Origin of the sequence: Sphingopyxis sp. (assembly GCF_035998905.1) — a bacterium.
In the GTDB taxonomy this organism is placed as follows: Bacteria; Pseudomonadota; Alphaproteobacteria; order Sphingomonadales; family Sphingomonadaceae; genus Sphingopyxis.
Window position 1 is genome coordinate 1 of record NZ_DASYHG010000024.1, and the last position, 25,929, is coordinate 25,929.

Below are 25,929 nucleotides of genomic sequence, written 5' to 3' on the forward strand. Positions count from 1 at the left end.
CTCAGCCGTCGGGTGCCTCCTCGCTCGGCGATGCGAGCGCGAGCCTGTCGAGCGGACTGACGATCGACCGAACGGTCCTGGTGGCAACCTGGGTGTAGAAGGCGGTGGTGTTGAGCTTGGCATGGCCGAGCAATGCCTGGATGACGCGGATATCGACACCGTCCTCGAGCAGGTGAGTGGCGAAGCTGTGGCGCAGCGTATGCGGTCCGACGCGCTTGTCGATATCGGCGGCCTCCGCGGCTTCGACGACGACACGGTAGAGCTGGCGCGTGCTGATCGGCGCCGCGGCGCTCTGTCCGGGGAAGAGCCAGCCATCGGGAAGGAGGATGCCCTGTTGCCGTCCGGCGCGCCACCAGTCGCGCAGCAGCAGGAGCAGGCCTTCGGGCAGCATGGCGTTGCGGTAGCGGCCGCCTTTGCCGCGCTCGATCCGCAGCAGCATCCGCTTGCTGTCGATATCGGTGACTTTTAGCGCCGACACCTCGGCGACGCGCAGCCCCGCGCCATAGGCGACCGACAGCGCCGCCTGGTGCTTGAGGGAACGGGTCGCATCGAGCAGGCGCTTTACCTCGGCCATGGTCAGAACGACCGGGATCTTGCGAACCTGCTTGGTGCGGACCAGCTTACGCGCGAGGTCGGGGCGGTCGAGGGTATGCGTGAAGAAGAACCTCAGCGCGCCGACGATGCTGTTCATGGTCGGCGCCGGGACGCCTTCCTGTTGCTGCTCGATCTGGAACTGCCGGATATCCTCGGCGCTTGCGGTGTGCGGCGAGCGCCCGAGCCAGGTCGCGAACCGTCCGACGTCGCGAAGATAGTTACGCTGCGTCTCCTTCGAGAAGCGGCGCATGGTCATGTCGTCGATCAGGCGCTGGCGCAGCGGGCTGATCGGGCCAATCTGGATAAGCTCGTTCATCGTTCGACTCCTCAGGTAAAGGAGCCGAAAGGGTCTGCCTGCGGCAGCCCGCGTTCAATCAGCCGCGGCGATCGCTGGGCCGCTTTACATCGAGGCTAGCGCCAATCCGCGACAGCGGTTCGTGCACCGGCCAATTCCGGTCAATCGCGGGGTTCAGGTTGATCGAGTGCAATACCGGATTGTCACAGATAGGCGTGGAGCAGATCGGCTTAGCGATGTGTCAGACACGTGCCGTCACCCCTAGCTGAATTCGAACTTATAAGGTTGGCATAAAATTTCATAACGGCAAAAATTTATGCCAAATTTGTGCTGCTTTGGGAGTTTATAGCGTGTCTGAAGCCATGATCAGAAAAGCCCAGTGACCAATTTTAGCCTCTGGGTTCAATTTTTGGCCAGAAAACGTGTCTGACAGATACTGGTGAGCCCTGCTGGGTTCGAACCAGCGACCTACTGATTAAAAGTCAGTTGCTCTACCGACTGAGCTAAGGGCCCATCCGGCGCCGGCGAAGCGGCGCGCGAAAGTGAGCCGTCGCCCTAGTGCGCCGATGCGCCCCGGTCAACCGGCTTCGGACGCGTCAGGCGTGCGGCAAGCTGACGGACGCTGCGGCCGGTCAGCGGATGCGGCCAGTCGGGGACGATTGCGCGGAGCGGACCGAGCACGAAGGCGCGCTGTTCGATCGCCGGATGCGGGATCGTCAGCGCGCCGTCGGACCACGCCCCGCCCGACCAGAGCAGGATGTCGAGGTCGAGCGTCCGCGCGCTCCAGCGCTGGCCGGTACGGCGGCCGAAGCGCGCTTCGATATCCTGCAACCGGTCGAGCATGTCGGGCGGGCTGAGCGCCGACGCGACGAGCGCGACGGCGTTGGCATAGCGCCGGCGCGACGGGCCGATGGGATCGCTCGCGATGATCGGGCTCGCATCGACCGGCTCGATATCGTCGCTTTCGAGTGCAGCGAGCGCCGCCAGCAGCACCGCGCGCGGATCGCCGAAGCGCGCGTGGCGCCGATTCGATCCGAGGCCGATGGCATAGAGGGGAAGCGGCGTTGCGTTGCTCATGCCCTCGCGCCTATCGCAGACGCGTGGAAATTGACAGCCCGTTGCCCGGCACCGAGCCGCCGCGCGATTGTCCGCGATGCCCGCGGCTCGTCGCGTTGCGGCGTGAATGCCGGGCAGAGCACCCCGACTGGTGGAACGCGCCGGTCTATGCGTTCGGCGATCGCGGCGGCTGGCTGGCCTTCGCGGGGCTGGCGCCCGGAAAACATGGGGCGAACCGGACGGGGCGGCCATTTACCGGCGACTATGCGGGCGACTTGCTGTTCGCGACGCTCGCCGAATTCGGGCTGAGCAGGGGCCGCTACGATGCGCGGATCGACGACGGGCTGACGCTCGAAGGTGCGATCATCGTCAACAGCGTCAAATGCCTGCCGCCGCAAAACAAGCCCATTCCCGCCGAAATCGCGAATTGCCGGTCCTTCTTCGAGGCGCAGATGGCCGCGTTGCCAAAGGTGCGCGTCATCATCGCGCTCGGCCGGATCGCGCATGACGCGGCGTTACGCGCCTTTGGCGAGAGGCTGGCTGCGCATCCTTTCGCCCACGGCGTGGTTCATACGCTGCCCGATGGACGGCGCCTCGTCGATAGCTATCACTGCTCGCGCTACAACACGAACACCGGACGGCTAACGGCCGACATGTTCCGCGATGTGTTTCGCACCGCGCTGGCGCTCAAGGATCAGACGAGCGGGCCGAATTCCTCGACCAGCCCGCGATAGAGCGCGCGCTTGAACGGGACGATCAGCTTCTCGATTTCGTTCAGCTCCGCCCATTTCCACGCGCGGAATTCCTGATGCTTCGTATGGATGTCGACGTCGCTGTCGGCGCCCATGAAGCGCATCAGGAACCAGTGCTGGCGCTGGCCGCGATATTTGCCGCCCCACATCTTGCCGATCAGATGGTCGGGCAGGTCGTAGAAATATTCCTCGCGGCTGCGCGCGATGATCTCGACCAGCCCGCCATGGACGCCGGTTTCCTCGCCGAGTTCGCGGATCGCCGCTTCTTCGGCATCCTCGCCGTCGTCGATCCCGCCCTGCGGCATCTGCCAGGCTTCGCTCGTCGTATCGAGCCGCTGGCCGACGAAGACGCGGCCGTCGCGGTTGGCGAGCATGACACCCGCGCAGGGGCGGTAGGGAAGTTTGCTATGGTCGATCATGCCGCCCCGTTAGCTTCGGCGACGATCGCCTTCAATACGGTCAATGCCCCGCGGATATCTTCCTGTGCGCTCGGGATGCCCTGCGCGAGGTTGATATAGCCGTGGATTGTGGCCTTTGCCTCGCGATAGGTGGTCGGGACGCCCGCTTCGATCAGCTTGGCGGCATAGGCGCGGCCCTGATCGCGCAGCGGATCGAGCCCCGCGGTGATCAGCAGCGTCGGCGGCAGCCCCTCGGCCGGGAAATCGAGCGGCGAGGCGCGATAGTCGGCGGGGTCGGCGGCATAATGATTGCCGAACCAGGTCATGCTGCCCTGCGTCAACAGATGGCCTTCGCCGAAATCGCGATAGCTTTGCCAGTCGTCGTGCGTCGTGACCGCGGGATAGATGGGGTGGATCGCGATCACGGGTTTCGACGCGGGATTGTCGCGGAGCGTCAGCGCGGTGACGATTGTCAGATTGCCGCCGGCGCTTTCTCCGGAGAGGACAAGGCCCGTGCAGGGGATGTTGTCGGCGACCCAGCGCGTCGCCGCTTCGCAATCGATCGGCGCGGCGGGGAAGGGGTGTTCGGGGGCGAGGCGATAGTCGACCGCGACGACCGGCATGTCGAGCAGGCGCGCGGCCTGCGCGCAATAGGCGTCGTGCGTGTCGAGATCGCCGATGACCCAGCCGCCGCCGTGGTAGAAGACCATCACCGGCCCCGGCTCGCGGTCGGGGCGATTGTCATAGAGGCGGATCGCGATTTCGCCCGCGGGTCCGGGAATCGTCCGGTCCTCGACCTTCGTGATCTCGCCGCGCGGGACGTCCGCGAGCTGGCCCATCACGCGGAACATCTCGCGCGCGCCTTCGGGCGGCATCTCCTCCATCTTCGGGCCTTCCTGCGCGTTGAGGAAGGCGAGAAACGCCGCCACATCGGGGCGCGCTTGATGGGTGGTGCCGTCGGTCATCCAGTCTCTCCCTGATCGATATTTTCGCCATGCTATTCGGCATCGGCGGGGCAAATTCAATCGCAAATCGAAACCGACCTGTCGCTTGCCCTTTGCAGCGCACAATTTTTTCTCAATTGCGGCTTGGCGCGCACGGGCCTAGGCCGATGTCACAGGTTCGCAAGATTCAAAGGCAGATACACAAAATGGCGACAGCGGCAGTGGACCAGGCCGACGAACGGCAGTCCCCTCTTTCGGATGCAGTGGTGGTTCGATTTGCCGGTGACAGCGGCGACGGTATGCAGCTCACCGGCGGTCAGTTTACCCTGTCGTCGGCGCTCGCGGGCAACGACTTTGCGACCTTCCCCGACTTTCCTGCCGAAATCCGCGCGCCGCAGGGCACGCTGTTCGGCGTGTCTGCCTTCCAGATCAATTTCGGATCGTCGGCGATCGACACCGCGGGCGACGCGCCCGACGTGCTCGTCGCGATGAACCCCGCGGCGCTCAAGACCAATGTGCCGCAATTGAAGCAGGGCGGGCTGATCATCGCCGACGAGGGCGAATTCAACGACCGTAACCTCGCCAAGGCGAAATATGACGCGAACCCGCTCGAGGACGGCAGCCTCGCCAAATGGCAGCTCCTCAAGCTCAATATCAGCCAGCTCACCATGGACGCCGTGAAGCCGTTCGGGCTCGGCAACAAGGAAGCGTTGCGCTGCAAGAATATGTGGACGCTGGGGCTTTCGCTCTGGATGTTCGACCGCGACCGCCAGCCGCTGATCGACTGGCTCAACGCGAAGTTCGCCAAGGACCCGAACCTTGCGGCGGCGAACGTCGCGGCGCTCAACGCGGGCCATGCCTATGGCGAGACCGCCGAGCTTGCGGGCCCGCTCAAGCAGCATCATGTCGATCCGGCACCTGTGGCGCCCGGCCTCTACCGCACGCTGACGGGCGCCGAAGGTATCGCGCTCGGCCTCGTCGCGGGCGCGCAGCTTGCAAAGCTGCCGATGTTCTTCGGCGGCTATCCGATCACCCCCGCATCGGCGATCCTTCATCATCTGTCGCGGCTCAAGGAATATGACGTCACGACCTTCCAGGCCGAGGACGAGATCGCTGCCATCTGTTCGGCGATCGGTGCGAGCTATGCGGGCTCGCTCGGCGTCACCAGCTCGTCGGGTCCCGGCATCGCGCTGAAGGGCGAGGCGATGGGTCTCGCGATCATGACCGAGCTGCCGCTCGTCATCGTCAATTCGCAGCGCGGCGGCCCCTCGACGGGCCTCCCGACCAAGACCGAGCAGTCGGACCTCTATCAGGCGGTCTATGGCCGCAACGGCGATGCGCCGATGCCGGTCATCGCCGCGCGCTCGCCCGGCGACGCGTTCGAATGCGCGATCGAGGCGGTGCGTATCGCGGTGCAATATATGACCCCGGTGATGCTGCTCACCGACGGCTATATCGCGAACGCCGCCGAGCCGTGGGCGGTCCCCGACCTCACGACTTACGAGGCCTTCCCGGTCGAGTTCCTCACCGAGGTGCCCGAGGGCGGCTTCAAGCCTTATGGCCGCGACGAAAAGCTTAAGCGTCCTTGGGTCAAGCCCGGCACGCCGGGCCTGCTCCACCGTATCGGCGGGATCGAGAAGGAAATCGATACCGGCCACATCAATTATGCGCCGGCCAACCATCAGGCGATGACCGATATCCGCAAGGACAAGATCGACGGCATCACGGTCCCCGATCAGGTCGTCGAACTTGGAGCCGAGGGCGGCAAACTTGCCGTCGTCGGCTGGGGGTCGACCTTCGGCCCGATCCATCAGGCGGTGCGCCGCAAGCGCGCCGAAGGGGCGGACGTCAGCCATGTGCACATCCGCCATATCTGGCCGCTGCCCGCCAATCTCGGCGAGCTGCTCAAGAGCTATGACAAGGTGATCGTGCCCGAAATGAACACGGGGCAATTGAAGACCGTGCTGCGCGACCAGTATCTGGTCGACGCGAAACCGGTGAACAAGGTGTCGGGCCAGCCCTTCACCATCGCCGAAATCGAAGAAGCGATCGAAGGAGCGCTCGCATGAACGAGATGACGACCATCGCGCGCCCGACGACGCTCAAGGATTGGGAAACCGATCAGGAAGTCCGCTGGTGCCCCGGCTGCGGCGACTATGCGATCCTGAAGGCGGTGCAGCGCACGATGCCCGAAATCGGCACCGCGCCCGAGAATACCGTGTTCATCAGCGGCATCGGCTGTTCGTCGCGCTTCCCCTACTACATGGAAACCTATGGCTTCCACACGATCCACGGCCGCGCGCCGGCGTTCGCGACGGGGCTGAAGCTCGCCAATCCGAACCTCGACGTGTGGATCGTCACCGGCGACGGCGACGGGCTGTCGATCGGCGGCAATCACACGATGCACCTCATTCGCCGCAACCTCGATTGCCAGATCATGCTGTTCAACAACGAGATCTATGGCCTTACAAAGGGGCAATATTCTCCGACCAGCCGCGTCGGCACGACGAGCCCGTCGACCCCCTATGGTTCGGTCGATCGCCCGGCACAGCCCGCGGCCTTCGCGCTCGGCGCCGGCGCGCGTTTCGTCGCGCGCGGTTTCGACGTGTCGAAGGAACTGCCGAACGTGCTGAAGGCAGCGCACGCGCACAAGGGCGCGGCATTTATCGAGATTTTCCAGAACTGTATCGTCTATAATAAAGATGTGTTCGAGGATTTTGCGGCGCCGAAGGGAGCGGAAGATCGCCAGCTCTGGCTCAAGCAGGGCGAACCGATGCTCTATGCCAAGGGCACGAAGGGCATCGCGCTCGATGCCGAGGCGCTGCATCTCAAGACCGTCGATGTCGTCGATGGCGATTGGCAGGCGGCGGGAGTGATCGTCCATGACGTGACCAACCGCAGCGTCGCGCACATGCTCGTCGAAATGCGCTTCGGCGAATTCCCGATGGCGCTCGGCGTGCTCTACGACGACCCGCGCCCGACTTTCGAGGCCGATGTGGTCCGCCAGAACAAGGCGGCGTCCGAAGGCAAGAAGGCCGATCTGCAGGGCCTGCTCAAGAAGGGGCAGACCTGGACGGTGACCGAAGGCGGCCCCGAACTCTGACCTTCCGCCGTCATGGATAATCTGACGCATAGCCTCGTCGGCGCGCTTCTTGGGCAAATGGGGCTCAAGAAAAAGACCGGCCTGGCGATGCCGACGCTGATCATCGCGGCGAACCTGCCCGATATCGACGCGGGCTGCGCGATCTACGGGATCGAATCGCTCGCGATGCGGCGCGGGATCACCCACGGGCCGATCGCGCTGATCCTGCTGCCGATCCTGCTTTGGGCGCTGATGATCGCGTTCGATCGTTGGCAGGAACGGCGCGGCAAACGGCCCGCAGGGCGCCTGCCGATCGACAAGCGCTGGCTGCTCGCGCTCGCCTATATCGGCTGTTTCAGCCATCCGGCGCTCGACTGGCTCAACAATTACGGCATCCGCCTGCTCGAACCGTTCAGCCATCGCTGGTTCTATGGCGACAGCATCTTCATCATCGACCTGTGGATATGGATCGCGCTCGCGGTGTCGGTGTGGCTGTCGCTGCGCGGTGAACGCCGCGGCGCGGCCAATTGGCGGCGGTCGGCATGGATCGGCTTCACGACGGTGTGCGCCTATATCTTCGCCAACGGCGTCATCACCGGCGCCGCCGAGCGCAGCGTTGCCGCCGCGCTGGAGGCCAATGGCCGGGCGAACGCGCTCGTCGTCGCGAGCCCGCCGCCGCTGGCCTTCTGGAAACGCGATGTCTTCTGGCGGACCGCCGATCGATACGGCACCGCAAGCTTCGTTCCGGGCGTGGGCGGCGACGTCGACCTGACCGGTGCGCCGACGGGCATGGACGATCCGCGTCTCGCGACCTGGGTCAGGGCCGATCCTGCGACGCGCGCCTTTCTGTTCTGGTCGCGTATGCCCGTCGCACAAGGCGATGGCGACGCGATCCGGCTGCGCGACCAGCGCTTCATGCATCCGCTCGCGCAGGATCGTTTCGAGGTCCACCTGACCGCGCCGGACACCGCGAGTCACCCCGAATGACCGGCGCGCGTGACGTCATGGTGTCGCGCGTTTCAACCGATTGTCAGCGCGATGCGTTTGGGGCAGGAAGGTGCCTATGAACACGCATGTCAGCCCGCGCCGCGGCAAGGAACTGCTCCGCGCCGACCGTGCCTATCGCACGGGCGGGGGGCTGGCGAGGCTGATGGCGCTGGCCCCGGCGGGCTTTTTTCACCGGATCCTCGACCGCATCGATGCGGGGCTGATGCTCGGCACGATCGAGGGGCATTTACCCGACGGCAGCGTGCGGCTGCTCGGCGGGCGCGGCAAGGGCCCGGTGGCGGTCGTGCATCTCCACAGCTGGACCGCGCTCGCCCGGCTGGCGCTCTCGGGCTCGGTGGGATGGTATCGCGCGTGGGAAGCGCGCGAATGGTCGTCACCCGACCCGGTGCCGCTGTTCGACCTGTTCATGCGTAACGGCGAGGCGCTGGGCAATGTCGGACGCGCGCGCGGCCCGTGGCGCTGGCTCAACAAGGCGATCCATGCATTGCACCGCAACGATCGCCGCGGTGCCCGGCGCAATGTCCATGCCCATTATGATTTGGGCAATGATTTCTATCGCTTGTGGCTCGACCCGAGCATGAACTATTCGAGCGCATTGTTCACCGACCCCGGCCAGTCGCTAGAGGAAGCGCAGACGGCGAAGGTCGATGCGATCCTCGACCGGCTCGACCTGCGCTCGGGAAGCCGGCTGCTCGAAATCGGCTGCGGTTGGGGCGCGCTCGCCGAACGCGCGGTCGAGCGCCACGACGTGCTCTACACCGGCATTACGCTCTCGCCCGCGCAGGCCGATGTCGCCGATGCGCGGCTGAACGCGGTCGATCTCTCGGGGCGCTCGCGCATCGAAATCTGCGACTATCGCGACGCGCAGGGGCCGTATGACGCGATCGCCAGCGTCGAGATGGTCGAGGCGGTGGGCGAAGCCTATTGGCCCGCCTATCTCGACGCGATCGCGCGGCTGCTCCGCCCCGGTGGCAAGGCGGCGATCCAGTATATATTGATCAACGACGCCCTGTTCGAACGCTACGCCGCAAGCAGCGACTTCATCCAGGCCTATATCTTCCCCGGCGGCTGCTTGATTTCGGAAAGCCGCTTTCGCGCGCTGGCCGAGGCGCGCGGGCTCGCCTGGCGCGACGTCCGGCGGTTCGGCGGCGACTATGCCGAAACGCTGCGCCAGTGGCGCGAACGTTTCGACGCGGCAGTCGCGGCCGACCAGCTTCCGGCCGGGTTCGACGAACGATTTGTCCGGCTCTGGCGCTATTATCTGCAATATTGCGAGGGGGGCTTTCGCGGCGGCGGTATCGACGTCGCGCAGGTCACGCTCGAAAAGACAGCCTGAAAACAGGGAGAGAAAGCATATGCGAAGATTTTTGGCAGCGGTGCTGCTGTGCACCGCGGCGGCGGGGTGCACTGCGCCCGCACCGACGCAAACGACCGACAAACTGCCAAAGGATCTGAATGTGCTGTTCTGGACCCAGGATCAACGCGACGCCGCCTTCCGCACGATGGAAACGGTTCCCAAGGTCGTCGTCAACACTGTGAAGGCGGGCGGACCGGTCTATCCGTTGCCGCAGGGCAAGCCGATCGACCTCGGCGCCGATGTCGACGCCTATATGGCGAAGCAGCGCAATGCGGGGCTGATCATCGTGCAGGACGGCAAGGTGCGGCTCGAAAAATATGCGCTCGGCTATGGTGCCGCGGGCCGCTGGACGAGCTTCTCGGTCGCCAAGAGCTTCACCTCGACGCTCGTCGGCGCGGCGGTGAAGGACGGCTATATCAAGAGCCTCGACGACAAGGTGACCGTCTATATCCCCGGTCTCAAGGGCTCGGCCTATGACGACGTCTCGGTGAAGCAGCTGCTCACCATGACCTCGGGCGTCAAATGGAACGAGGACTATACCGACCCCAAGTCCGACGTGGCGCTGTTCAACCTGCAGAAGCCCGTCGCCGGCGAGGACATAACGGTCAGCTATATGAAGACCTTGCCGCGCGAAGCACCCGCGGGGTCGAAGTGGGTGTACAAGACCGGCGAGACCAATCTGATCGGCGTGCTCGTGTCGAGCGCGACGGGCAAGACGCTGTCGCAATATCTGTCCGAAAAGGTCTGGAAACCCTTCGGCATGGAGCAGGACGCGGTGTGGATGCTCGGTGCGACGGGGCATGAGATCAGCGGCTGCTGCATGTCGGCCAGCCTCAAGGATTATGCGCGTTTCGGCCAGTTCATCCTGAATGGCGGGGTTGCGGGTGGCAAGAAGGTGCTGCCCGACGACTGGCTCGCTTCGGCAACCACAAAGCAGGCGGGGATCGACCTGCCGGGTCGCGGCTATGGCTATCAGTGGTGGACCAACGACGATGGCAGCTTCGCCGCGCAGGGCATCTTCGGGCAAGGGATCTTCATCGATCCCAAGCGCAAGCTGGTGATCGCGTCGAACGGCAACTGGCCGACCGCAACCGATCCCGAAGGCGTCGGCGCGGCGCGCGAGGCCTTCTACAAGAGCGTGCAGGCCGCGGTGGACAAGGAAGCCGCAAAATAAAGCGGCCGTCGCCTCCGGTTTCGCGGGGGCGGCGAGTTCTTATTCGGTAACGACGCTTGCCGCGCGCTGGGCCAGCCAGACCGCGGCAAGCGGGACGATGGCGCCCAGCGCCATGATCCACCAGGTATCGGCGAGCGTGACGGCACGGTAAAGCGCCGCGCCGATCACCGCGCCGGCTACGATCCAGCCGGCGCCGGTACCGGCGGAAATCCGCATCGCCAGCCAGCCGCCACCGAAACTGCCAATGAACCAGCCGACGACCAGCGCGATCGTCGAGCCGACCGGGATCAGCACTTCGCCGCTGGCGGGGTCATAGACGTCGGGCGAAATTTCGCTGCCGGCATATTGGGCGATCCAGATCAGCCCGAACGCAACGACGATACCGATCACCACGGCGATCGCCGTACGCAAAATATTCCTGGTCATTCCCGCGCCCTTGCAAACCCTCTTATGCGAGCGTCTTAGCGCAGGAAAACGAAGATGGCGTTAAGCTTTTTCCATGACCTTGGGCAGCGCGTGGAACGCAGTGCTGTCGAAGCCCTCGACCATCAGCCCGGCGACGAATTCGCCCACCGCGGCGGGGTCCTTGATGCTCTGCGGATCTTCGCCCGGATAGGCGCGCGCGCGCATCTGCGTCCGCGTGCCGCCGGGGTCGAGGATCGCGGTACGCACGGTCGAAATATTGCGCATTTCGGCGCCATAGCTGGTGACGAGCGTTTCGAACGCCGCCTTCGACGCGGCATAGGCGCCCCAATAGGCGCGCGGCTCGCGCGCGACACCGCTCGACAACGCGATCAGGCGGCCGTTCGCCGCGCGGCGGAGCAGCGGGTCGAAATTGGCGATCAGTGCCTGCTGCGCGATCAGGTTCAGCGTCAGCAGCTTGTTGAATTCCTTGCCGTCGATCGCGGCAACGGGGGTCAGCGTGCCGAGCATCGCGGCGTTGAGCACGAGCATGTCGAGCTGCTGCCAGCGTTCGGCAATCGCACTGGCGAGGCGGGCGATGCTGTCGCCGTCGGTCAGGTCGAGCGGAGCGATCGTCGCGCTGCCGCCGGCTTCGTGGATGCGGTCTTCGAGTTCCTCGAGCCCGCCCGCTGTACGCGCGGTGATCACGACATGCGCGCCGCGCGCGGCGAGCGATTCGGCGATCGCTTCGCCGATGCCGCGGCTCGCCCCGGTGACGAGCGCGACCTGGCCCGCCAGTTCTTTAGACTCTGTAGTCATTGTGTCAGACAACCCGTTCGGCAAGCAGCGAAAATTGATCTTCCAGCCCATGCTCGTCGAAATCGGTCAGCGTGGTCGGATAGTCGCCGGTAAAGCAGGCGTCGCAATATTTCGGCGCGTCGTCGCTGCGCTTCGCTTCGCCCAGCGCGCGATACAGGCCGTCGATCGAAATGAAGGACAGGCTGTCGGCGTTGATGAAATTCGCCATCTGGCCGACGCTCATCTGTGCGGCGAGCAATTTGGCGCGTTCGGGCGTGTCGACGCCATAGAAGCAGCTATGCTGCGTCGGCGGGCTCGCGATGCGCATATGCACTTCGGTCGCGCCGGCATCGCGCATCATCTGCACGATCTTCAGGCTGGTGGTGCCGCGCACGATCGAATCGTCGATCAGCACGATGCGCTTGCCGGCGATCAGCGCGCGGTTGGCGTTGTGCTTCAGCTTGACGCCGAGGTGGCGGACCTTGTCGCCCGGCTGGATGAAGGTGCGCCCGACATAGTGCGAGCGGATGATGCCGAGTTCGAACGGGATGCCCGATTCCTGCGCATAGCCGATCGCCGCCGGCGTACCCGAATCGGGGACGGGGATGACGAGGTCGGCTTCGACCGGATTTTCGCGTGCGAGTTCGGCGCCGATCGCCTTGCGCACCGAATAGACACTCGTCCCGTCGACGATCGAATCGGGGCGCGAGAAATAGACATATTCAAAGATGCACGGCCGCGCCGGATGGTCGGCGAAGGGGCGGTGCGAGGTGAGCTGGCCGTCGCGGATCGTGACGAGTTCGCCGGGCTCGACCGAGCGCACGAATTCGGCGCCGACGACGTCGAGCGCCACCGTTTCGGATGCGAGGATATGTGCATCGCCGAGCTTGCCGATCACGAGCGGGCGGATGCCGAGCGGGTCGCGGCAGCCGATCATGCCCTCGGCGGTCAGGCAGATCAGCGAATAGGCGCCCTCGACCTGTTTCAGCGCGTCGATGAACCGGTCGAGCAGCGAGCGATAGTTCGACGTCGCGACGAGGTGGATGATGACCTCGGTGTCGCTGGTCGACTGGAAGATCGAACCGCGGCGGACGAGCACCTTGCGCAGCGCGGCGGCGTTCGAGATGTTGCCGTTATGCGCGACGGCAAAACCGCCGGTGGCGAGGTCGGCGAACAGCGGCTGGACGTTGCGCAGCGCGGTTTCGCCCGTCGTCGAGTAACGGACATGGCCGACCGACGATCCGCCTTGCAGCTGGCGCATGATGTCGTCGCGGTCGAAATTGCCCGCGACGTGGCCCATCGCGCGGTGGGTGTGGAATTCCTTGCCGTCGAAGGCGGTGATGCCTGCGGCTTCCTGTCCGCGGTGCTGCAGGGCGTGAAGCCCCAGCGCGACAACCGCAGCGGCGCTATCGGCGCCATGAATACCAAATACGCCGCACTCCTCGCGGAGCTTGTCGTCGTCAAAAGGGTGGGTCGTCAGCATGTCGTTCCAGGGGCAGGGGGGCTGTGACTGGGGCGCATATAGGGACGGCAATCGCAAATGTCGCCCCCCTAATCACGCATTTGTCATACTCGCCGCCACGGACGGGGTGACAGCCGCTGCTATCCTGCTCTAAAGCGCGGTTTATGGATGATCAGCGCGACACGGCCGACCGATTTCTTCCGCGTTTCGACGCCGCCGGACTGGTGACGGCGATCGTCACCGATGCGGAGACTCATGTGCTGCTGATGGTCGCGCATATGAATGACGAAGCGATCGCGCGGACCCGCGAAACGGGGCAGGCGCATTTCTGGTCGCGGTCACGCGGCGCCTTGTGGCGCAAGGGAGAGACGTCGGGCAACGGGCTGACGATGGTCGAGATGCGCGTCGATTGCGACCAGGACGCGCTGCTGCTGCGCGTGAAGCCCGCGGGCCCCGCGTGCCACACCGGGCGCCGTTCCTGCTTCTACCGTCGCGTCGAGGCCGACGGCAGCCTGACCTTCCTGGCGGACGATGCGCAGGGCTAGCGTCGCGCTCCTATTGGCGGCGCTGGCGCTCGGCGGATGCAACCGGCCTGCGCCGAGCGAAAACGGCAAGGGCGTCGATGCGGACAATCCGCTCGAAGTGACTGCGCGCCAGCGCGGCGTCGTGCGATCCGAAGCCGCGACGCCCGTCGGGGTTTTCGAGCGGACGCACGATCTGGGCCGCGATGCGATGTGCGTCGTTCCCGAGGGGGCCGGGAAGTGGCGCTTTGCCGTCACCGCCGCCTTTGGTCCGACGCTGTCCTGCACCGCGACCGGGACGATGGTGCGCGAAGGCGATGGCTGGCGGATGCGCTTTGCGGGGGTCGACGGCTGCGACGCGCTCGTCCACGAGGAAGAAGACGAGCTGCGCCTTCCCGGAAGCCTGCCGCCGCAATGCGCCCGGCTGTGCCCCGACCGCGCTTCGCTTTCGGGGCTGCGCCTGCCGCGCGCGAGCTGGTCGGCGACCGATGCTGGGGGCTTGCGAATGGCGGATCGACAGGGCAATATGCAGCGTCCTTGCGGGGGCTGAACCGCCCCGAAATGGCGCTATCTGCCGGGCTTGACGTTCACGTCAACGGAAACTAGTTTCATCGGCATGACCGAACAATATGGCCACGCCCATATCGATACGCCCGACCATCTGGGGCGCGAGCAATTCAGCATCACCGACTTGTCGACCGAGTTCGGGGTCACCGCGCGCGCACTGCGTTTCTATGAGGATGAAGGGCTGATCAGCCCGTCGCGCAAGGGATTGTCGCGCATCTATTCGAAACGCGACCGGGCGCGGCTGGCGTGGATCCTCCGCGCCAAGCGCACGGGCTTCAGCCTCGCCGACATTCGCGAGATGATCGACCTTTACGACGTCGGTGACGGCCGCAAGCTGCAACGCCAGGTGACGATCGAAAAATGCGAGCAGCGCATCGGTTTGCTGCAACGCCAGCGCGACGATATTGACAGCGCTGTAGATGAGCTGTCACGTTTCATCGATACGGTGAAAAAAGTCGACGCCGGCCAAAAGGTCGACTGAGCCTCTCCCCAGGCAAGTTCACTGCTAACCTGCTTTTCAGAAGGATACCCCATGCCCGTCTATCGCGCACCCGTGCAAGACACGCTGTTCCTCCTCAATGATGTGCTCGGGATCGAGCGCTACGCAAACCTGCCCGGTTTTGCGAACGCGACCCCCGACATGGTCGAGGCGGTGCTGACCGAGGCGGGGAAGTTCTGCGAGGAAGTGCTGTTCCCGATCAACCAGTCGGGCGACCTCGAAGGCTGCACGCGCCACGACGACGGCAGCGTGACGACGCCGAAAGGGTTCAAGGAAGCCTATAAAGCCTATTCCGAAGCCGGCTGGGGCCTGCTCACCGCGCCCGAGGAATTTGGCGGGCAGGGCTTGCCGCACGTCATCGGTTTCCCGGTCGAGGAATATCGCAACGCCGCCAACCAGGCGTTCGCCATGTATCCCGGGCTCACGCAGGGCGCGACCGCCGCGATTCTCGTCAAGGGATCGGACGAGCAGAAGGCGACCTATGTCCCCCGGATGATCGCGGGCGACTGGGGCGGGACGATGAACCTCACCGAACCGCACTGCGGCACCGACCTCGGCCTCATCCGCACGCGCGCGGTGCCGAATGGCGACGGCAGCTATGCGGTCACCGGCACGAAAATCTTCATCTCGTCGGGCGAGCATGACCTCACCGACAACATCATCCACCTCGTCCTGGCGAAGACCCCCGACGCGCCCGACAGCGTCAAGGGCATCTCGCTGTTCATCGTACCCAAGTTCATCGTCAGCGACGACGGATCGCTCGGCGAGCGCAACACGCTCTCGTGCGGGTCGATCGAGCACAAGATGGGCATCCACGCCAATTCGACCTGCGTCATGAACTATGACGGCGCGAAGGGCTGGATGGTCGGCGAGGAGAATAAGGGCCTTGCCGCGATGTTCGTGATGATGAACGCCGCGCGCCTCGGCGTCGGCATCCAGGGGCTCGGCCAGGCCGATGTCGCCTACCAGAACGCCGTCCAGTACGCGCAGGATCGCCGTCAGGGCCGCGCACTCACCGGCCCCAAGGATCCGCAGGAAAAGGCCGACCCGCTGTTCGTGCACCCCGACGTCCGCCGCATGCTGATGGACGGAAAGGCGACCGTTGAGGGGCTGCGCGCGCTCTGCACCTGGGGGGCGCTGCAGGTCGACCTCGCGCATGTTGCCGAGAGCGAGGAGGAGCGCCAGCGCGCCGACGATCTCGTCAGCCTGCTCACCCCCGTGATCAAGGGCTATGGCACCGACAAGGGCTATGAGGTCGCGACCAATGCGCAGCAGGTATTCGGCGGCCATGGCTACATCGAAGAACAGGGCATGTCGCAATATGTCCGCGATGCCCGCATCACGATGATCTATGAAGGCGCCAACGGCGTGCAGGCGATGGACCTTGTCGGCCGCAAGCTCGCGCAGAATGGCGGGCGCGCCATCCAGGCCTTCTTCGCGATCGTCGACGAGGAATGCGGCAACGCCAAGGGCAATGAAACGCTCGCCGATTTCGCGACGCGCCTAGAAAAGGCCAACGGCGAACTCAAGGCTGCGACGATGTGGTTCATGCAGAATGGCATGGCGAACCCGAACAATGTCGGCGCCGGGGCGCATCATTATATGCATATCCTCGGTATCGTTGCGCTCGGTTCGATGTGGTTGAGGATGGCCGAAGCGGCGCAGAAGGCGCTCGCCGAAGGCCGCGGCAACACGGCGTTCCTCGAAGCCAAGCTCGTCACGGCGCGCTATTTCGCCGAACGCTTCCTTCCCGACGCGGGATCGCTCCGCCGCAAGATCGAGGCGGGCAGCGATGCGATGATGGCGCTGACGCCCGAACAATTCGCCGCCGCCTGATATGCTCCTTTGCAACCATCGCCGTCGCCATGCGTGGAGGCGGCGATGAGCGAAGGGGACTTGAAACCGATAGTCGTCGAAGGCCGCAACTGCTGGCGGATCGAACGCGCCGACAAGGCGCGGATGATCGTCGATGCGGCAGACTATTTCGCGCTGCTCGAACGGCTGATGGCCGACGCGAAACAGCGCATCCTGCTCATCGGCTGGGATTTCGATCCGCGGATCGCACTGAAGCCCGACAAGAATGGCAAGGGCGAACCGCTCGGCGACTATCTGCTGCGCCTCGCGCATGAAAAACCCGATCGCGACATCGACATTTTGCGCTGGAATTTTGGCGGGCTGAAACAATTCGCGATGCCGCGCATCCTGTCGATGGTCGCGCGCTGGAAACTGACACGCTCGATCAGCTTCCGGCTCGACAGCGCACATCCTGTGGGCTGCAGCCACCACCAGAAGGTCGCGGTGTTCGACGATCATCTCGCCGTGTGCGGCGGCATCGACGTCGGCGCGCGCCGTTGGGATACGCGCGATCACAAGGACGGCGACCCGCATCGCACCGCGCCCGACGGCAAAGCCTATATGCCATGGCATGATTCGACGATGATCCTCGCGGGTCCCGTCGGCAACGCGCTCGCCGACCTTGGCAACGAACGCTGGCAGCGCGCGACCAAAAAACCGCTGCGCGACCTACGAGGCGAGGGCGAAAGCTGGCCCGATGGTCTCGACCCCGATTTCGAGGATGTCGATGTCGCCATCTCGCGCACGCGTGCCGAATATGATGGCTTCGACGCGATCCGCGAGATCGAGCAGCTTTATCTCGACATGATCGCGGCGGCCGGGCGCTTCATCTATTTCGAGAACCAGTATTTCACTTGCGGAAAGATCGCCGCGGCGATCGCCGAACGGCTGAACGGCGACGATCCTCCCGAATTCGTGATGGTGATGCCCAAGACCGCCGATGGCTGGCTCGAACAGATGGCGATGGACGCGGCGCGCGTGCAGCTCGTGCGCGAAATCGCCAAGGCAAAGCACGGCGACCGGCTGAAGGTCTATTACCCGCGCACGAAGCGCGGCGAGCCCATTTATGTCCATGCGAAGACAGCGATCGTCGACGACCGGCTGATCCGGGTCGGGTCGGCCAATCTGAACAACCGCTCGATGGGACTCGACAGCGAATGCGACGTGACGATCGACATCGCGCTTGCGCCGAACGCGGGCGCCGAACCCGCCATCGCACGGCTTCGCACATCGCTGATCGCCGAGCATCTTGATGCGGCGGAAGACGAGGTTGCGGCGATGTTCGAACGCACGGGGTCGCTGATCGAAACGATCGAGACGCTGCGCGGCAAGGGGCGCTCGCTCGAGCTGCTCGACCTCGTGCCGCCGGGGCCGATGGACGAGTTCATCGCCGAGAATGAGCTGCTCGACCCCACCAGCCCGGACGCGATGTTCGAAAGCCTGACCGAGCGCGGACTGAAGAAGAGCTGGCACCGCGGCCGCGACTGGATGAAGCGGCACCGGCCCTTCCGGCGGCGGAAGGCCTAGATTCTAGTCGGACAGCGCGAGAATATGCTTCGCCTGCTTGAGGTGCGGCGCATCGACCATCTTGCCGTCGACCTGTAGCACCCCGACGCCGGGATTGGCGGCGAAGGCATCGACGATGGCCTGCGCGCGCGACACCTCGTCGGGGCTGGGGGTGAAGGCGGCGTTGATCGGTTCGACCTGCGACGGGTGGATCGCCATCATCCCGGTAAAGCCGTCGCGCCGCGCGCGGGCGGCATAGGCGGCGAGGCCGGCTTCGTCCTTGATCGCGGGGAAGACGGTGTCGATCGCCGCCGCCGCCGCCGCGTGCGCCGCGAACAGGGTCATCGCGCGTGCGACTTCATAGGGCGAGGTATAGCTGCCGTCGCTCTCGCGGCTTGTCGTCGCGCCGATTGCGGCGGGCAGGTCTTCGGCGCCCCAGGTCAGCCCGAGCAGGCGATCCTTCACTTCGCGATAGCTGCCGAGCGTGAAGATCGCTGCAGGGGTCTCCGTCGCGATCGGCAGGATCGGCGGCAGCGAGGCATCGCGTGCGGATTCGCTGCGCAGGATCGTGTCGAGCTGTGCGATGCTCGGCGCACCCTCGGCCTTCGGAAGCATGATCGCATCGGGGCGTGCAGCGGCGATCGCGGCGACGTCGGCGGCGGTCAGATGGCCGTCGAGCGGGTTGACGCGCACCAGCGTCACGACTTCGCGCGTCCCCGCCAGATAGTTGGCTATCGCGGCGCGCGCCGTTTCCTTGTTTGCCGGCGACACCGAATCTTCGAGGTCGAGGATGATCGCGTCGGCACCCGACGCCGCCGCCTTGGCGAAGCGCTCGGGCCGGTCGCCGGGAACGAAGAGCAAGGAGCGGAGGCGCATCAGGCGGCTTTCTTCTTGATGAGGGCGGAACGTTCGCACTGGCAGACGATCTCGCCCCGCTGGTTGATGGCGCGGTGGAGGAAGGTCACGATACCCGCATTCGGTCGCGATTTGGACTCCTTGAGGCCAACGACCTCGGATTCGGCACGAAGCGTGTCGCCGATAAAGACCGGCTTCGGCATGACCAGCTTGTCGTAACCAAGGTTCGCGACGAGCGTGCCGAGCGTCGTGTCGCCGACCGACAGCCCGACCATCAGGCTGAAGGTGAAGGTGCCGTTGACGAGGATCTGGCCGAATTCCGACGCCTTTGCGGCTTCGATATCGAGGTGGAGCGGCTGCGGATTGTGCGTCATCGTCGTGAACAGCAGATTGTCGGTCTCGGTCACGGTGCGGCGGATGTCGTGGGTCAGCGTGTCGCCGATCGCCCATTCGTCGAAATATTTGCCCGCCATTATGCGTCTTCCTTCTCGATCTTTGCCAGCAGGGCTTCGACCTGCACCTGTCCGCCCGCGACGGCATTGAGTTCGGCGACGACGCCGTCGAACGGCGCGGTCAGGCTGTGCTCCATCTTCATCGCTTCGAGCGTGAGCAATTTCTGCCCCTTGGTCACCCTGTCACCCGCGGCGACATCGACCGCGATGACCTTGCCGGGCATCGGCGACAGGATCGCGCCGTCGCCCGCAGCGCCGCCCGTGCTTCCAGCGGCACGCCAGGGCGCGAGCTGCCACACCGACCCAGCCTCGGCGACGAGCATCGCAGGCGCGGGTTCTTCGGCGCCGGGGCCGTGCAGTTCGACTTCGACGCGCTTGCCGTCGAGCAGGAAGGGCGCGGTGCGCACATCGGGGGCGTTGAGGCGGAAGCCCGATTGCAACGAGCGTGGAACCATCGCCATCGCGGCATTGGTGAGCGCCTGTGCGGTGGGCACGGGCTCCTCGGTCATTGCATCGCCGTCGCGGCCGATCAGGCCGGTGTCGACGGTGCCCGCGACGAAATCGGGATGGTCGAGCGCATTGATCAGGAACGCCGAGTTGGTCTTCACCGGCCAGATCGCGCTGTCCTCGAGCATCTCTGACAAGAGTTCACGCGCTTCCTCGCGGTCCTCGCCCCACGCGATGACCTTGGCGATCATCGGGTCGTAGAAGGGCGAGACCTCGGCGCCCTCGTACACGCCGGTGTCGACGCGGCCGATATGTTCGGGAAGCTGGAAGAGTTCGAGCGTGCCGATGCTCGGCAAGAAACCCTTTGCGGGGTCTTCGGCGTACAGCCGCGCTTCCATCGCCCAGCCGTTGATCGAAAGTTCGTCCTGCGACAGCGGGATCGGCTCGCCCGACGCGACGCGAAGCTGCCATTCGACCAGATCGACGCCGGTGATTTCCTCGGTGACGGGATGCTCGACCTGTAGGCGCGTGTTCATTTCCATGAACCAGATGCGGTCGGCGCGGAGGCCCTCCGATGCGTCGGCGATGAATTCGATCGTGCCCGCGCCGACATAGTCGACCGCCTTTGCTGCGCGCACCGCGGCGGCGCAGAGTTCGGCGCGGGTCGCTTCGTCCATGCCGGGGGCGGGGGCTTCCTCGATCACCTTCTGGTGGCGGCGCTGGAGCGAGCAGTCGCGCTCGAACAGATGGACGACATTGCCGTGGGTGTCGCCGAACACCTGCACCTCGATATGGCGCGGGGTCAGGATATATTTCTCGATCAGCACATGGTCGTTGCCGAACGACGCTGCCGCCTCGCGCTGGCACGAGGCGAGCGCGTCGGCAAAGTCGGCTGCGGCGTCGACCTTGCGCATCCCTTTGCCGCCGCCGCCTGCGACCGCCTTGATCAGCACGGGATAGCCGATTTCGGTCGCCTGTTCGGCGAGATAGGCGGGGTCCTGATTTTCGCCCATATAGCCGGGTGTCACCGGCACCCCGGCGTCGGCCATCAGCTTCTTGGCGGCGTCTTTGAGGCCCATTGCGGTGATCGACGAGGGCTTCGGCCCGACCCAGACGAGCCCGGCATCGGCCACCGCCTGCGCGAACTCGGCATTCTCGGAGAGGAAGCCATAGCCGGGATGGATCGCCTCGGCGCCGGTCGACCTGGCTGCGGCGATGATCTTCTCGCCGATCAGATAGGATTCGCGCGCCGGCGACGGCCCGATATGCACGGCCTCGTCGGCCTCGCGCACATGCAGCGCCTTCGCATCGGCGTCCGAATAGACCGCGACGGTGCGGATGCCCATCTCGCGCGCGGTGCGGATGATGCGGCAGGCGATTTCGCCGCGATTGGCGATAAGCAGGGAGGTGATCATTGGGTTCCGTTCACTTCGAAATGCAGGACATGCGCTTCCTTTTCGATCAGGAAGTCATCGTCGAAATCATAATATCTGGCCGCATCGACCGGCGTGCCCGCGAAGCCTTCGACCGCGTCGAGACTGTCCCAGAAGGTCAGCATCTCGAAATGGACGACATCGCCCTCGGCGCGCTGGAAGCACCACGCCCCGCGATTGCCCGCGACCGACCGGTAATCGGGAATCGCGACGTCGAGCATCAGCCTGAAATAGGCGTCAGCCTTGTCCTTCGGGACGATCCCGTGCCAGCGCCGTGCGATCATGGATGCGCCTCCGGAAAGCCGTGGCGGAGGTGCAGCGCGTGGAGCAGCCGCTTGAAATCGCCCACGAAGCGCGTGCCTTGATGCTCACCGTCAGCGAGTTCATGGGGTGCGTTGTCGGCGAGCACCAGCACCGGCAGATTCTGATTCGCCTCGCCGATCGCTGCGATCACGGCGTTGCGCGGGCGCGGATAGGCTATGCGGATCACCTCGAGCGTCGCCGCCTGTTCGGGAAAACTTGCGAGCAACCCGTCAACCGTGATGCAGTCGCGGCAATAGAAATTCCGTCCGGGCAGGGCGGGATCGTCGAACAGCGGATCGAGAAGGAAGAGCCGGTCGCGCATGGTCACATCCTGAACACGCCGAACCCGCGGTCTTCGACCGGAGCGTTCAGCGTTGCAGCAAAGGCGAGGCCCAGCACGTCGCGCGTCTGTGCGGGGTCGATGATGCCATCGTCCCACAGGCGCGCGGTCGCGTGATAGGGATTGCCTTCGTCCTCATATTTCTGGCGGATCGGTGCCTTGAATGCCTCAGCCTCTTCGGGCGTCCATTTATCGGCGTCGCGGTGGACGGTTGCCAGAACCGACGCGGCTTGCTCGCCGCCCATCACGCTGATCCGGCTGTTCGGCCAGCTGAACAAGAACCGCGGCGAATAGGCGCGGCCGCACATGCCGTAATTGCCCGCGCCGAAGCTGCCGCCGATCAGCACGGAGATCTTCGGCACCGTCGCCGTGGCGACTGCGGTGACCAGCTTTGCGCCATGCTTGGCGATCCCCTCGGCCTCATATTTGCCGCCAACCATGAAACCCGAAATATTCTGGAGGAAGAGCAGGGGGATGCGGCGTTGCTGCGCCAGTTCGATGAAATGCGCGCCCTTGACCGCGCTTTCGCTGAACAGCACGCCATTGTTCGCGAGGATCGCGACCGGGATGCCCCAGATATGCGCGAAGCCGCAAACGAGCGTTGCGCCATAGTTCGCCTTGAACTCGTGGAACTCGCTGCCGTCGACGATGCGCGCGATCACCTCGTGCACGTCATAGGGCGCGCGGACATCGTCGGGGACGACGCCATAGATTTCCTCGGCGGCATATTTGGGCGGGCGCGGGGCCTTCATCGGTACCTCGAAACCCTTGTCCTCGCCGAGGTGGCTGACGATGTCGCGGACGATCGTCAGCGCATGTTCGTCATTTTCGGCGAGGTGATCGACGACGCCCGACTTCTTCGCGTGGAGGTCGCCGCCGCCGAGATCCTCGGCGCTGATCTCTTCGCCCGTCGCGGCCTTCACCAGCGGGGGACCGGCGAGGAAGATCGTGCCCTGATTGCGCACGATCACCGTCTCGTCCGACATCGCGGGGACATAGGCGCCGCCCGCGGTGCAGCTGCCCACCACGCACGCGATCTGCGGGATGCGCTTCGCCGACATATTCGCCTGGTTGAAGAAGATGCGCCCGAAATGGTCGCGGTCGGGAAACACCTGGTCCTGATGCGGCAGGTTCGCGCCGCCGCTGTCGACCAGATAGATGCAGGGCAGGCGGTTTGCCTCGGCAATCTCCTGCGCGCGCAGATGCTTCTTGACGGTCATCGGGTAGTAGGTGCCGCCCTTCACCGTCGCATCGTTGCACACGATCATGCACTGGCGGCCCGACACCTGCCCGATGCCGCAAATGAGGCCCGCGCCGGGAACTTCACCCTCATAGAGGTCGTTCGCCGCGAGTTGGCCGATTTCGAGGAAAGGCGCGCCCGGATCGAGCAGCCGCTCGACGCGCTCGCGCGGCAGCAATTTGCCGCGGCTCGTGTGCCGCTCGCGCGATTTCTCGTTGCCGCCGAGCGCGGCTTCGGCAACCGCCGTCCGCAGCGCCTCGGTCAGCGCGCGGTTATGCGCGCTGCGCGTGCGATATTCGTCGCTGTCCGCATTGATGCTGGTGCCAAGAACCGGTGCGCTCACTGTATCGTCTCTCCCTGAATTCGGTTCGGAACTAACCCGCCGCTCGTCGATTGAAAAGCGCAGCAGGCCGAAAATGGTTGGTATTGAAACCGGATTTTCCCACGCGTCGGCCGCCTGCCTATCCGTGACAAAATGAGGTCATTTCCATGAAAAAAACTGTCATCGCCGTCCTCTTGTCCACCGCTGCGGTTCTTGCGGGACCCGTCGCCTGTTCGAAGGGCGAAAAGGCCGAGGCGACCTACACCGTCGGCACCGACATTGGCATCAGCAAGGCCGCGATGAACACGGGCGTGAAGCCCGGCGACGACTTCTATGCCTATGCCAACGGCAATTGGGACAAGGCGACCGAAATCCCTGCCGACCGCTCGTCGATCGGCGCCTTTTACGTCGCCTTCCTCGAAACTGAGAAGCGCACGCGCGAGCTGGTCGACGCGATCGTCGCGAAGGGCGGCGAACCGAACAGCGACGAGGGCCGCATTGCCGCCTTTTACAAGGCGTACACCGACACCAAGGCGATCGACGCTGCGGGCATGAAGCCCGTCGAAGGCGACCTCGCACGCTTCGCGGCGATCACTGACAAGGCCGCGCTGTCGAAGGTGCTTGGCGAGCAGACGCGCGCCGACGTCGACCCCCTGAACGCGACCGATTTCGAGACCGAGAATCTCTTCGGCATCTTCGTGACGCAGGGACTCGCGACCCCCGGCGAAGTGATCCCCTATATGCTTCAGGGTGGCCTCGGCCTTCCCGAGCGCGAATATTATCTGTCGTCCGACGCCAAGATGGCGAAGATCCGCACCGACTATCAGGCCTATATAGCGAAGCTGCTGACCGCCGCGGGGCAGGCCGATGCCGCCGCGAAGGCGAAGCGCATCTACGACCTCGAGGTCAAGATTGCCAAGGCGCACGCAAACCGCGAACAGAGCGAGGATTTCACCAAATCGGCCGGCGTCTGGACGAAGGGTGATTTCGCGAAGAAGGCGCCGGGCATCGATTGGGATGCGTATTTTGCGGGCGCCGGGCTCGGCGGTGCAGCCAAGTTCGGCGCCTATCATGCGAACGCGATCACCGGCCTGTCGGCGCTTGTCGCGTCGGAGCCGCTCGATGCGTGGAAGGACTGGCTGGCGTTCCACCAGATCAACAGCCATACCGACGTGCTGCCGAGCGCGATCGACGGCGCGCATTTCGCCTTTTACGGGACGACCCTTGCGGGCACGCCGCAGCAGCGCAGCCGCGACAAGCGCGCGCTCGACGCGTTGAACACTGATCTCGGTGACGCGGTCGGCCGCGTCTATGCCGCGAAGTATTTCCCCGCCTCGGCAAAGGCCGAAGTCGGCGACATGGTGAAGGGCATCAAGACCGCTTTCGCAAAGCGCGTCGAGACGATCGACTGGATGGCGCCCGAAACCAAGAAGGAAGCGATCAAGAAGGTCGAGACGATCGTGGTCGGCGTCGGCTATCCCGAAAGCTGGCGCGACTATGGCAGCTATACCGTCGGTGCGGACGCCTATGCGAACGAGGTCGCGGGGCAGAAGGCGGAATATGCGCACCAGCTCGCCAAGATCGGCAAGCCGATGGACAAGGGCGAATGGTGGATGGTCCCGCAGACCGTCAACGCCGTAAACTTGCCGGTCCAGAACGCGCTGAACTTCCCCGCCGCGATCCTCCAGCCGCCCTTCTTCAACGCGAAGGCCGACCCCGCGTTCAACTATGGCGCGATCGGTGCGGTCATCGGCCATGAGATCAGCCACAGCTTCGACAATAATGGCGCGGCCTTCGATTCCACCGGCGCGCTGCGCAACTGGTGGACCGCGGCGGACCTTGCGAAGTTCAACGCCGCAGGCGACGCGCTCGCGGCGCAGTTCGACACCTACAAGCCGTTCCCCGACCTTGCGGTCAACGGCAAGCTGACGCTGGGCGAGAATATCGCCGATGTTGCGGGGCTGCAGGCGGCCTATGACGCGTACCGAGCCTCGCTCGGCGGGAAGGAAGCGCCGGTGATCGACGGCTTCACGGGCGACCAGCGCTTCTTCATCGCCTTTGCACAGACCTGGGCGACCAAGATGCGCGCCGAGGCGCTGCGCGCACGCGTCGCGACCGACGGCCATGCGCCGGGCATGTACCGCGCGCTCACCGTCCGCAACCTCGACGCCTGGTACAAGGCGTTCGACGTCAAGGAAGGCGACAAGCTCTACCTCGCGCCCGACAAGCGCGTCCGCGTCTGGGGCTGATGTGAGGGGCAGGCGGGGC

Annotated in this window: 25 protein-coding genes and 1 tRNA gene; 12 read left to right on the plus strand and 14 right to left on the minus strand. The window is 64.9% G+C overall.

Annotated elements, in window-relative coordinates:
- Position 1: 1 nt before the first annotated feature.
- From VGN62_RS12495 to folK, 3 genes are all read right to left on the minus strand, one after another.
- On the minus strand, positions 2–910 hold the full coding sequence (locus VGN62_RS12495) for a site-specific integrase (RefSeq protein ID WP_327454309.1): 909 nt from the start codon (positions 908–910) through the stop codon (positions 2–4).
- Positions 911–1,326: 416 nt separating this feature from the next.
- Positions 1,327–1,402 (minus strand) — tRNA-Lys (locus VGN62_RS12500).
- 42 nt (positions 1,403–1,444) lie between these two features.
- Positions 1,445–1,966 carry a 2-amino-4-hydroxy-6-hydroxymethyldihydropteridine diphosphokinase gene (folK, locus tag VGN62_RS12505; protein ID WP_327454311.1) on the minus strand — a complete coding sequence of 174 codons (522 nt, stop codon included), beginning with the start codon at positions 1,964–1,966 and terminating at the stop codon, positions 1,445–1,447.
- A gap of 23 nt (positions 1,967–1,989) precedes the next feature.
- Between folK and VGN62_RS12510 the strand changes: the two genes are divergently transcribed.
- The gene (locus VGN62_RS12510) at positions 1,990–2,679 is read left to right on the plus strand and encodes a uracil-DNA glycosylase (RefSeq protein WP_327454313.1); all 690 of its coding nucleotides are present in this window, start codon (positions 1,990–1,992) and stop codon (positions 2,677–2,679) included.
- On the opposite strand, the gene VGN62_RS12515 is transcribed toward VGN62_RS12510, so the two are convergent.
- Positions 2,640–3,116 carry an RNA pyrophosphohydrolase gene (locus tag VGN62_RS12515; protein ID WP_327454315.1) on the minus strand — a complete coding sequence of 159 codons (477 nt, stop codon included), beginning with the start codon at positions 3,114–3,116 and terminating at the stop codon, positions 2,640–2,642. The genes VGN62_RS12510 and VGN62_RS12515 overlap by 40 nt on opposite strands.
- Positions 3,113–4,060 carry an alpha/beta hydrolase gene (locus VGN62_RS12520; protein ID WP_327454317.1) on the minus strand — a complete coding sequence of 316 codons (948 nt, stop codon included), beginning with the start codon at positions 4,058–4,060 and terminating at the stop codon, positions 3,113–3,115. The genes VGN62_RS12515 and VGN62_RS12520 overlap by 4 nt, the downstream gene beginning before the upstream one ends.
- A gap of 185 nt (positions 4,061–4,245) precedes the next feature.
- Between VGN62_RS12520 and VGN62_RS12525 the strand changes: the two genes are divergently transcribed.
- The 5 genes from VGN62_RS12525 (at position 4,246) to VGN62_RS12545 (ending at position 10,660) form a co-directional block, all read left to right on the plus strand.
- Positions 4,246–6,108 carry a 2-oxoacid:acceptor oxidoreductase subunit alpha gene (locus tag VGN62_RS12525; RefSeq protein ID WP_327454319.1) on the plus strand — a complete coding sequence of 621 codons (1,863 nt, stop codon included), beginning with the start codon at positions 4,246–4,248 and terminating at the stop codon, positions 6,106–6,108.
- Positions 6,105–7,142 carry a 2-oxoacid:ferredoxin oxidoreductase subunit beta gene (locus VGN62_RS12530; RefSeq protein ID WP_327454321.1) on the plus strand — a complete coding sequence of 346 codons (1,038 nt, stop codon included), beginning with the start codon at positions 6,105–6,107 and terminating at the stop codon, positions 7,140–7,142. Before VGN62_RS12525 ends, VGN62_RS12530 begins: the two co-directional genes overlap by 4 nt.
- Positions 7,143–7,154: 12 nt before the next feature.
- Positions 7,155–8,108: a metal-dependent hydrolase gene (locus VGN62_RS12535; RefSeq protein ID WP_327454323.1), complete on the plus strand. Its 954-nt coding sequence runs from the start codon at positions 7,155–7,157 to the stop codon at positions 8,106–8,108.
- Between the two features lie 76 nt (positions 8,109–8,184).
- Positions 8,185–9,465 (plus strand): cyclopropane-fatty-acyl-phospholipid synthase family protein, encoded by a 1,281-nt coding sequence (locus tag VGN62_RS12540; RefSeq protein ID WP_327454325.1) that lies wholly within the window; start codon positions 8,185–8,187, stop codon positions 9,463–9,465.
- A gap of 19 nt (positions 9,466–9,484) precedes the next feature.
- Positions 9,485–10,660, plus strand: a complete 1,176-nt coding sequence (locus tag VGN62_RS12545; protein ID WP_327454327.1) for a serine hydrolase domain-containing protein — start codon at positions 9,485–9,487, stop codon at positions 10,658–10,660.
- A gap of 39 nt (positions 10,661–10,699) precedes the next feature.
- Here VGN62_RS12545 and VGN62_RS12550 read toward each other — a convergent pair whose 3' ends face one another.
- Genes VGN62_RS12550 through purF form a run of 3 tightly spaced genes read right to left on the minus strand, consistent with a single transcriptional unit; the run spans position 10,700 to position 13,343 of the window.
- Positions 10,700–11,086: a hypothetical protein gene (locus VGN62_RS12550; RefSeq protein WP_327454329.1), complete on the minus strand. Its 387-nt coding sequence runs from the start codon at positions 11,084–11,086 to the stop codon at positions 10,700–10,702.
- Positions 11,087–11,146: 60 nt separating this feature from the next.
- Positions 11,147–11,881, minus strand: coding sequence for an SDR family NAD(P)-dependent oxidoreductase (locus VGN62_RS12555; RefSeq protein WP_327454331.1), 735 nt, complete (start codon positions 11,879–11,881; stop codon positions 11,147–11,149).
- Positions 11,882–11,885: 4 nt separating this feature from the next.
- Entirely contained in the window at positions 11,886–13,343 is a 1,458-nt protein-coding gene (gene purF, locus VGN62_RS12560) for an amidophosphoribosyltransferase (protein ID WP_037515132.1), read from the minus strand.
- A 143-nt stretch (positions 13,344–13,486) separates the two neighbouring features.
- Between purF and hisI the strand changes: the two genes are divergently transcribed.
- From hisI to VGN62_RS12585, 5 genes are all read left to right on the plus strand, one after another.
- Positions 13,487–13,867 carry a phosphoribosyl-AMP cyclohydrolase gene (gene hisI, locus VGN62_RS12565; protein ID WP_327454334.1) on the plus strand — a complete coding sequence of 127 codons (381 nt, stop codon included), beginning with the start codon at positions 13,487–13,489 and terminating at the stop codon, positions 13,865–13,867.
- Complete coding sequence (locus tag VGN62_RS12570; protein WP_327454336.1) at positions 13,854–14,393, plus strand: hypothetical protein; 540 nt, start codon at positions 13,854–13,856, stop codon at positions 14,391–14,393. The genes hisI and VGN62_RS12570 overlap by 14 nt, the downstream gene beginning before the upstream one ends.
- A 66-nt stretch (positions 14,394–14,459) precedes the next feature.
- Entirely contained in the window at positions 14,460–14,891 is a 432-nt protein-coding gene (locus VGN62_RS12575) for a MerR family transcriptional regulator (protein ID WP_037515136.1), read from the plus strand.
- Positions 14,892–14,942: 51 nt separating this feature from the next.
- Positions 14,943–16,745 (plus strand): acyl-CoA dehydrogenase C-terminal domain-containing protein, encoded by a 1,803-nt coding sequence (locus VGN62_RS12580; protein WP_327454338.1) that lies wholly within the window; start codon positions 14,943–14,945, stop codon positions 16,743–16,745.
- A gap of 45 nt (positions 16,746–16,790) precedes the next feature.
- The gene (locus tag VGN62_RS12585) at positions 16,791–18,290 is read left to right on the plus strand and encodes a phospholipase D-like domain-containing protein (protein ID WP_327454340.1); all 1,500 of its coding nucleotides are present in this window, start codon (positions 16,791–16,793) and stop codon (positions 18,288–18,290) included.
- Between the two features lie 3 nt (positions 18,291–18,293).
- Here VGN62_RS12585 and VGN62_RS12590 read toward each other — a convergent pair whose 3' ends face one another.
- Genes VGN62_RS12590 through VGN62_RS12615 form a run of 6 tightly spaced genes read right to left on the minus strand, consistent with a single transcriptional unit; the run spans position 18,294 to position 23,682 of the window.
- On the minus strand, positions 18,294–19,145 hold the full coding sequence (locus tag VGN62_RS12590; protein ID WP_327454342.1) for a CoA ester lyase: 852 nt from the start codon (positions 19,143–19,145) through the stop codon (positions 18,294–18,296).
- The gene (locus VGN62_RS12595) at positions 19,145–19,597 is read right to left on the minus strand and encodes a MaoC family dehydratase (RefSeq protein WP_327454344.1); all 453 of its coding nucleotides are present in this window, start codon (positions 19,595–19,597) and stop codon (positions 19,145–19,147) included. Before VGN62_RS12595 ends, VGN62_RS12590 begins: the two co-directional genes overlap by 1 nt.
- Complete coding sequence (locus VGN62_RS12600) at positions 19,597–21,438, minus strand: acetyl/propionyl/methylcrotonyl-CoA carboxylase subunit alpha (protein ID WP_327454346.1); 1,842 nt, start codon at positions 21,436–21,438, stop codon at positions 19,597–19,599. Before VGN62_RS12600 ends, VGN62_RS12595 begins: the two co-directional genes overlap by 1 nt.
- Positions 21,435–21,740, minus strand: a complete 306-nt coding sequence (locus tag VGN62_RS12605) for a hypothetical protein (protein ID WP_327454348.1) — start codon at positions 21,738–21,740, stop codon at positions 21,435–21,437. Before VGN62_RS12605 ends, VGN62_RS12600 begins: the two co-directional genes overlap by 4 nt.
- Complete coding sequence (locus tag VGN62_RS12610; protein WP_327454350.1) at positions 21,737–22,081, minus strand: DUF3088 domain-containing protein; 345 nt, start codon at positions 22,079–22,081, stop codon at positions 21,737–21,739. Before VGN62_RS12610 ends, VGN62_RS12605 begins: the two co-directional genes overlap by 4 nt.
- 2 nt (positions 22,082–22,083) lie before the next feature.
- Complete coding sequence (locus tag VGN62_RS12615; RefSeq protein WP_327454352.1) at positions 22,084–23,682, minus strand: carboxyl transferase domain-containing protein; 1,599 nt, start codon at positions 23,680–23,682, stop codon at positions 22,084–22,086.
- A gap of 146 nt (positions 23,683–23,828) precedes the next feature.
- Here VGN62_RS12615 and VGN62_RS12620 point away from each other — a divergent pair, with 146 nt between their 5' ends.
- Complete coding sequence (locus VGN62_RS12620; protein WP_327454354.1) at positions 23,829–25,910, plus strand: M13 family metallopeptidase; 2,082 nt, start codon at positions 23,829–23,831, stop codon at positions 25,908–25,910.
- Positions 25,911–25,929 lie beyond the last annotated feature (19 nt).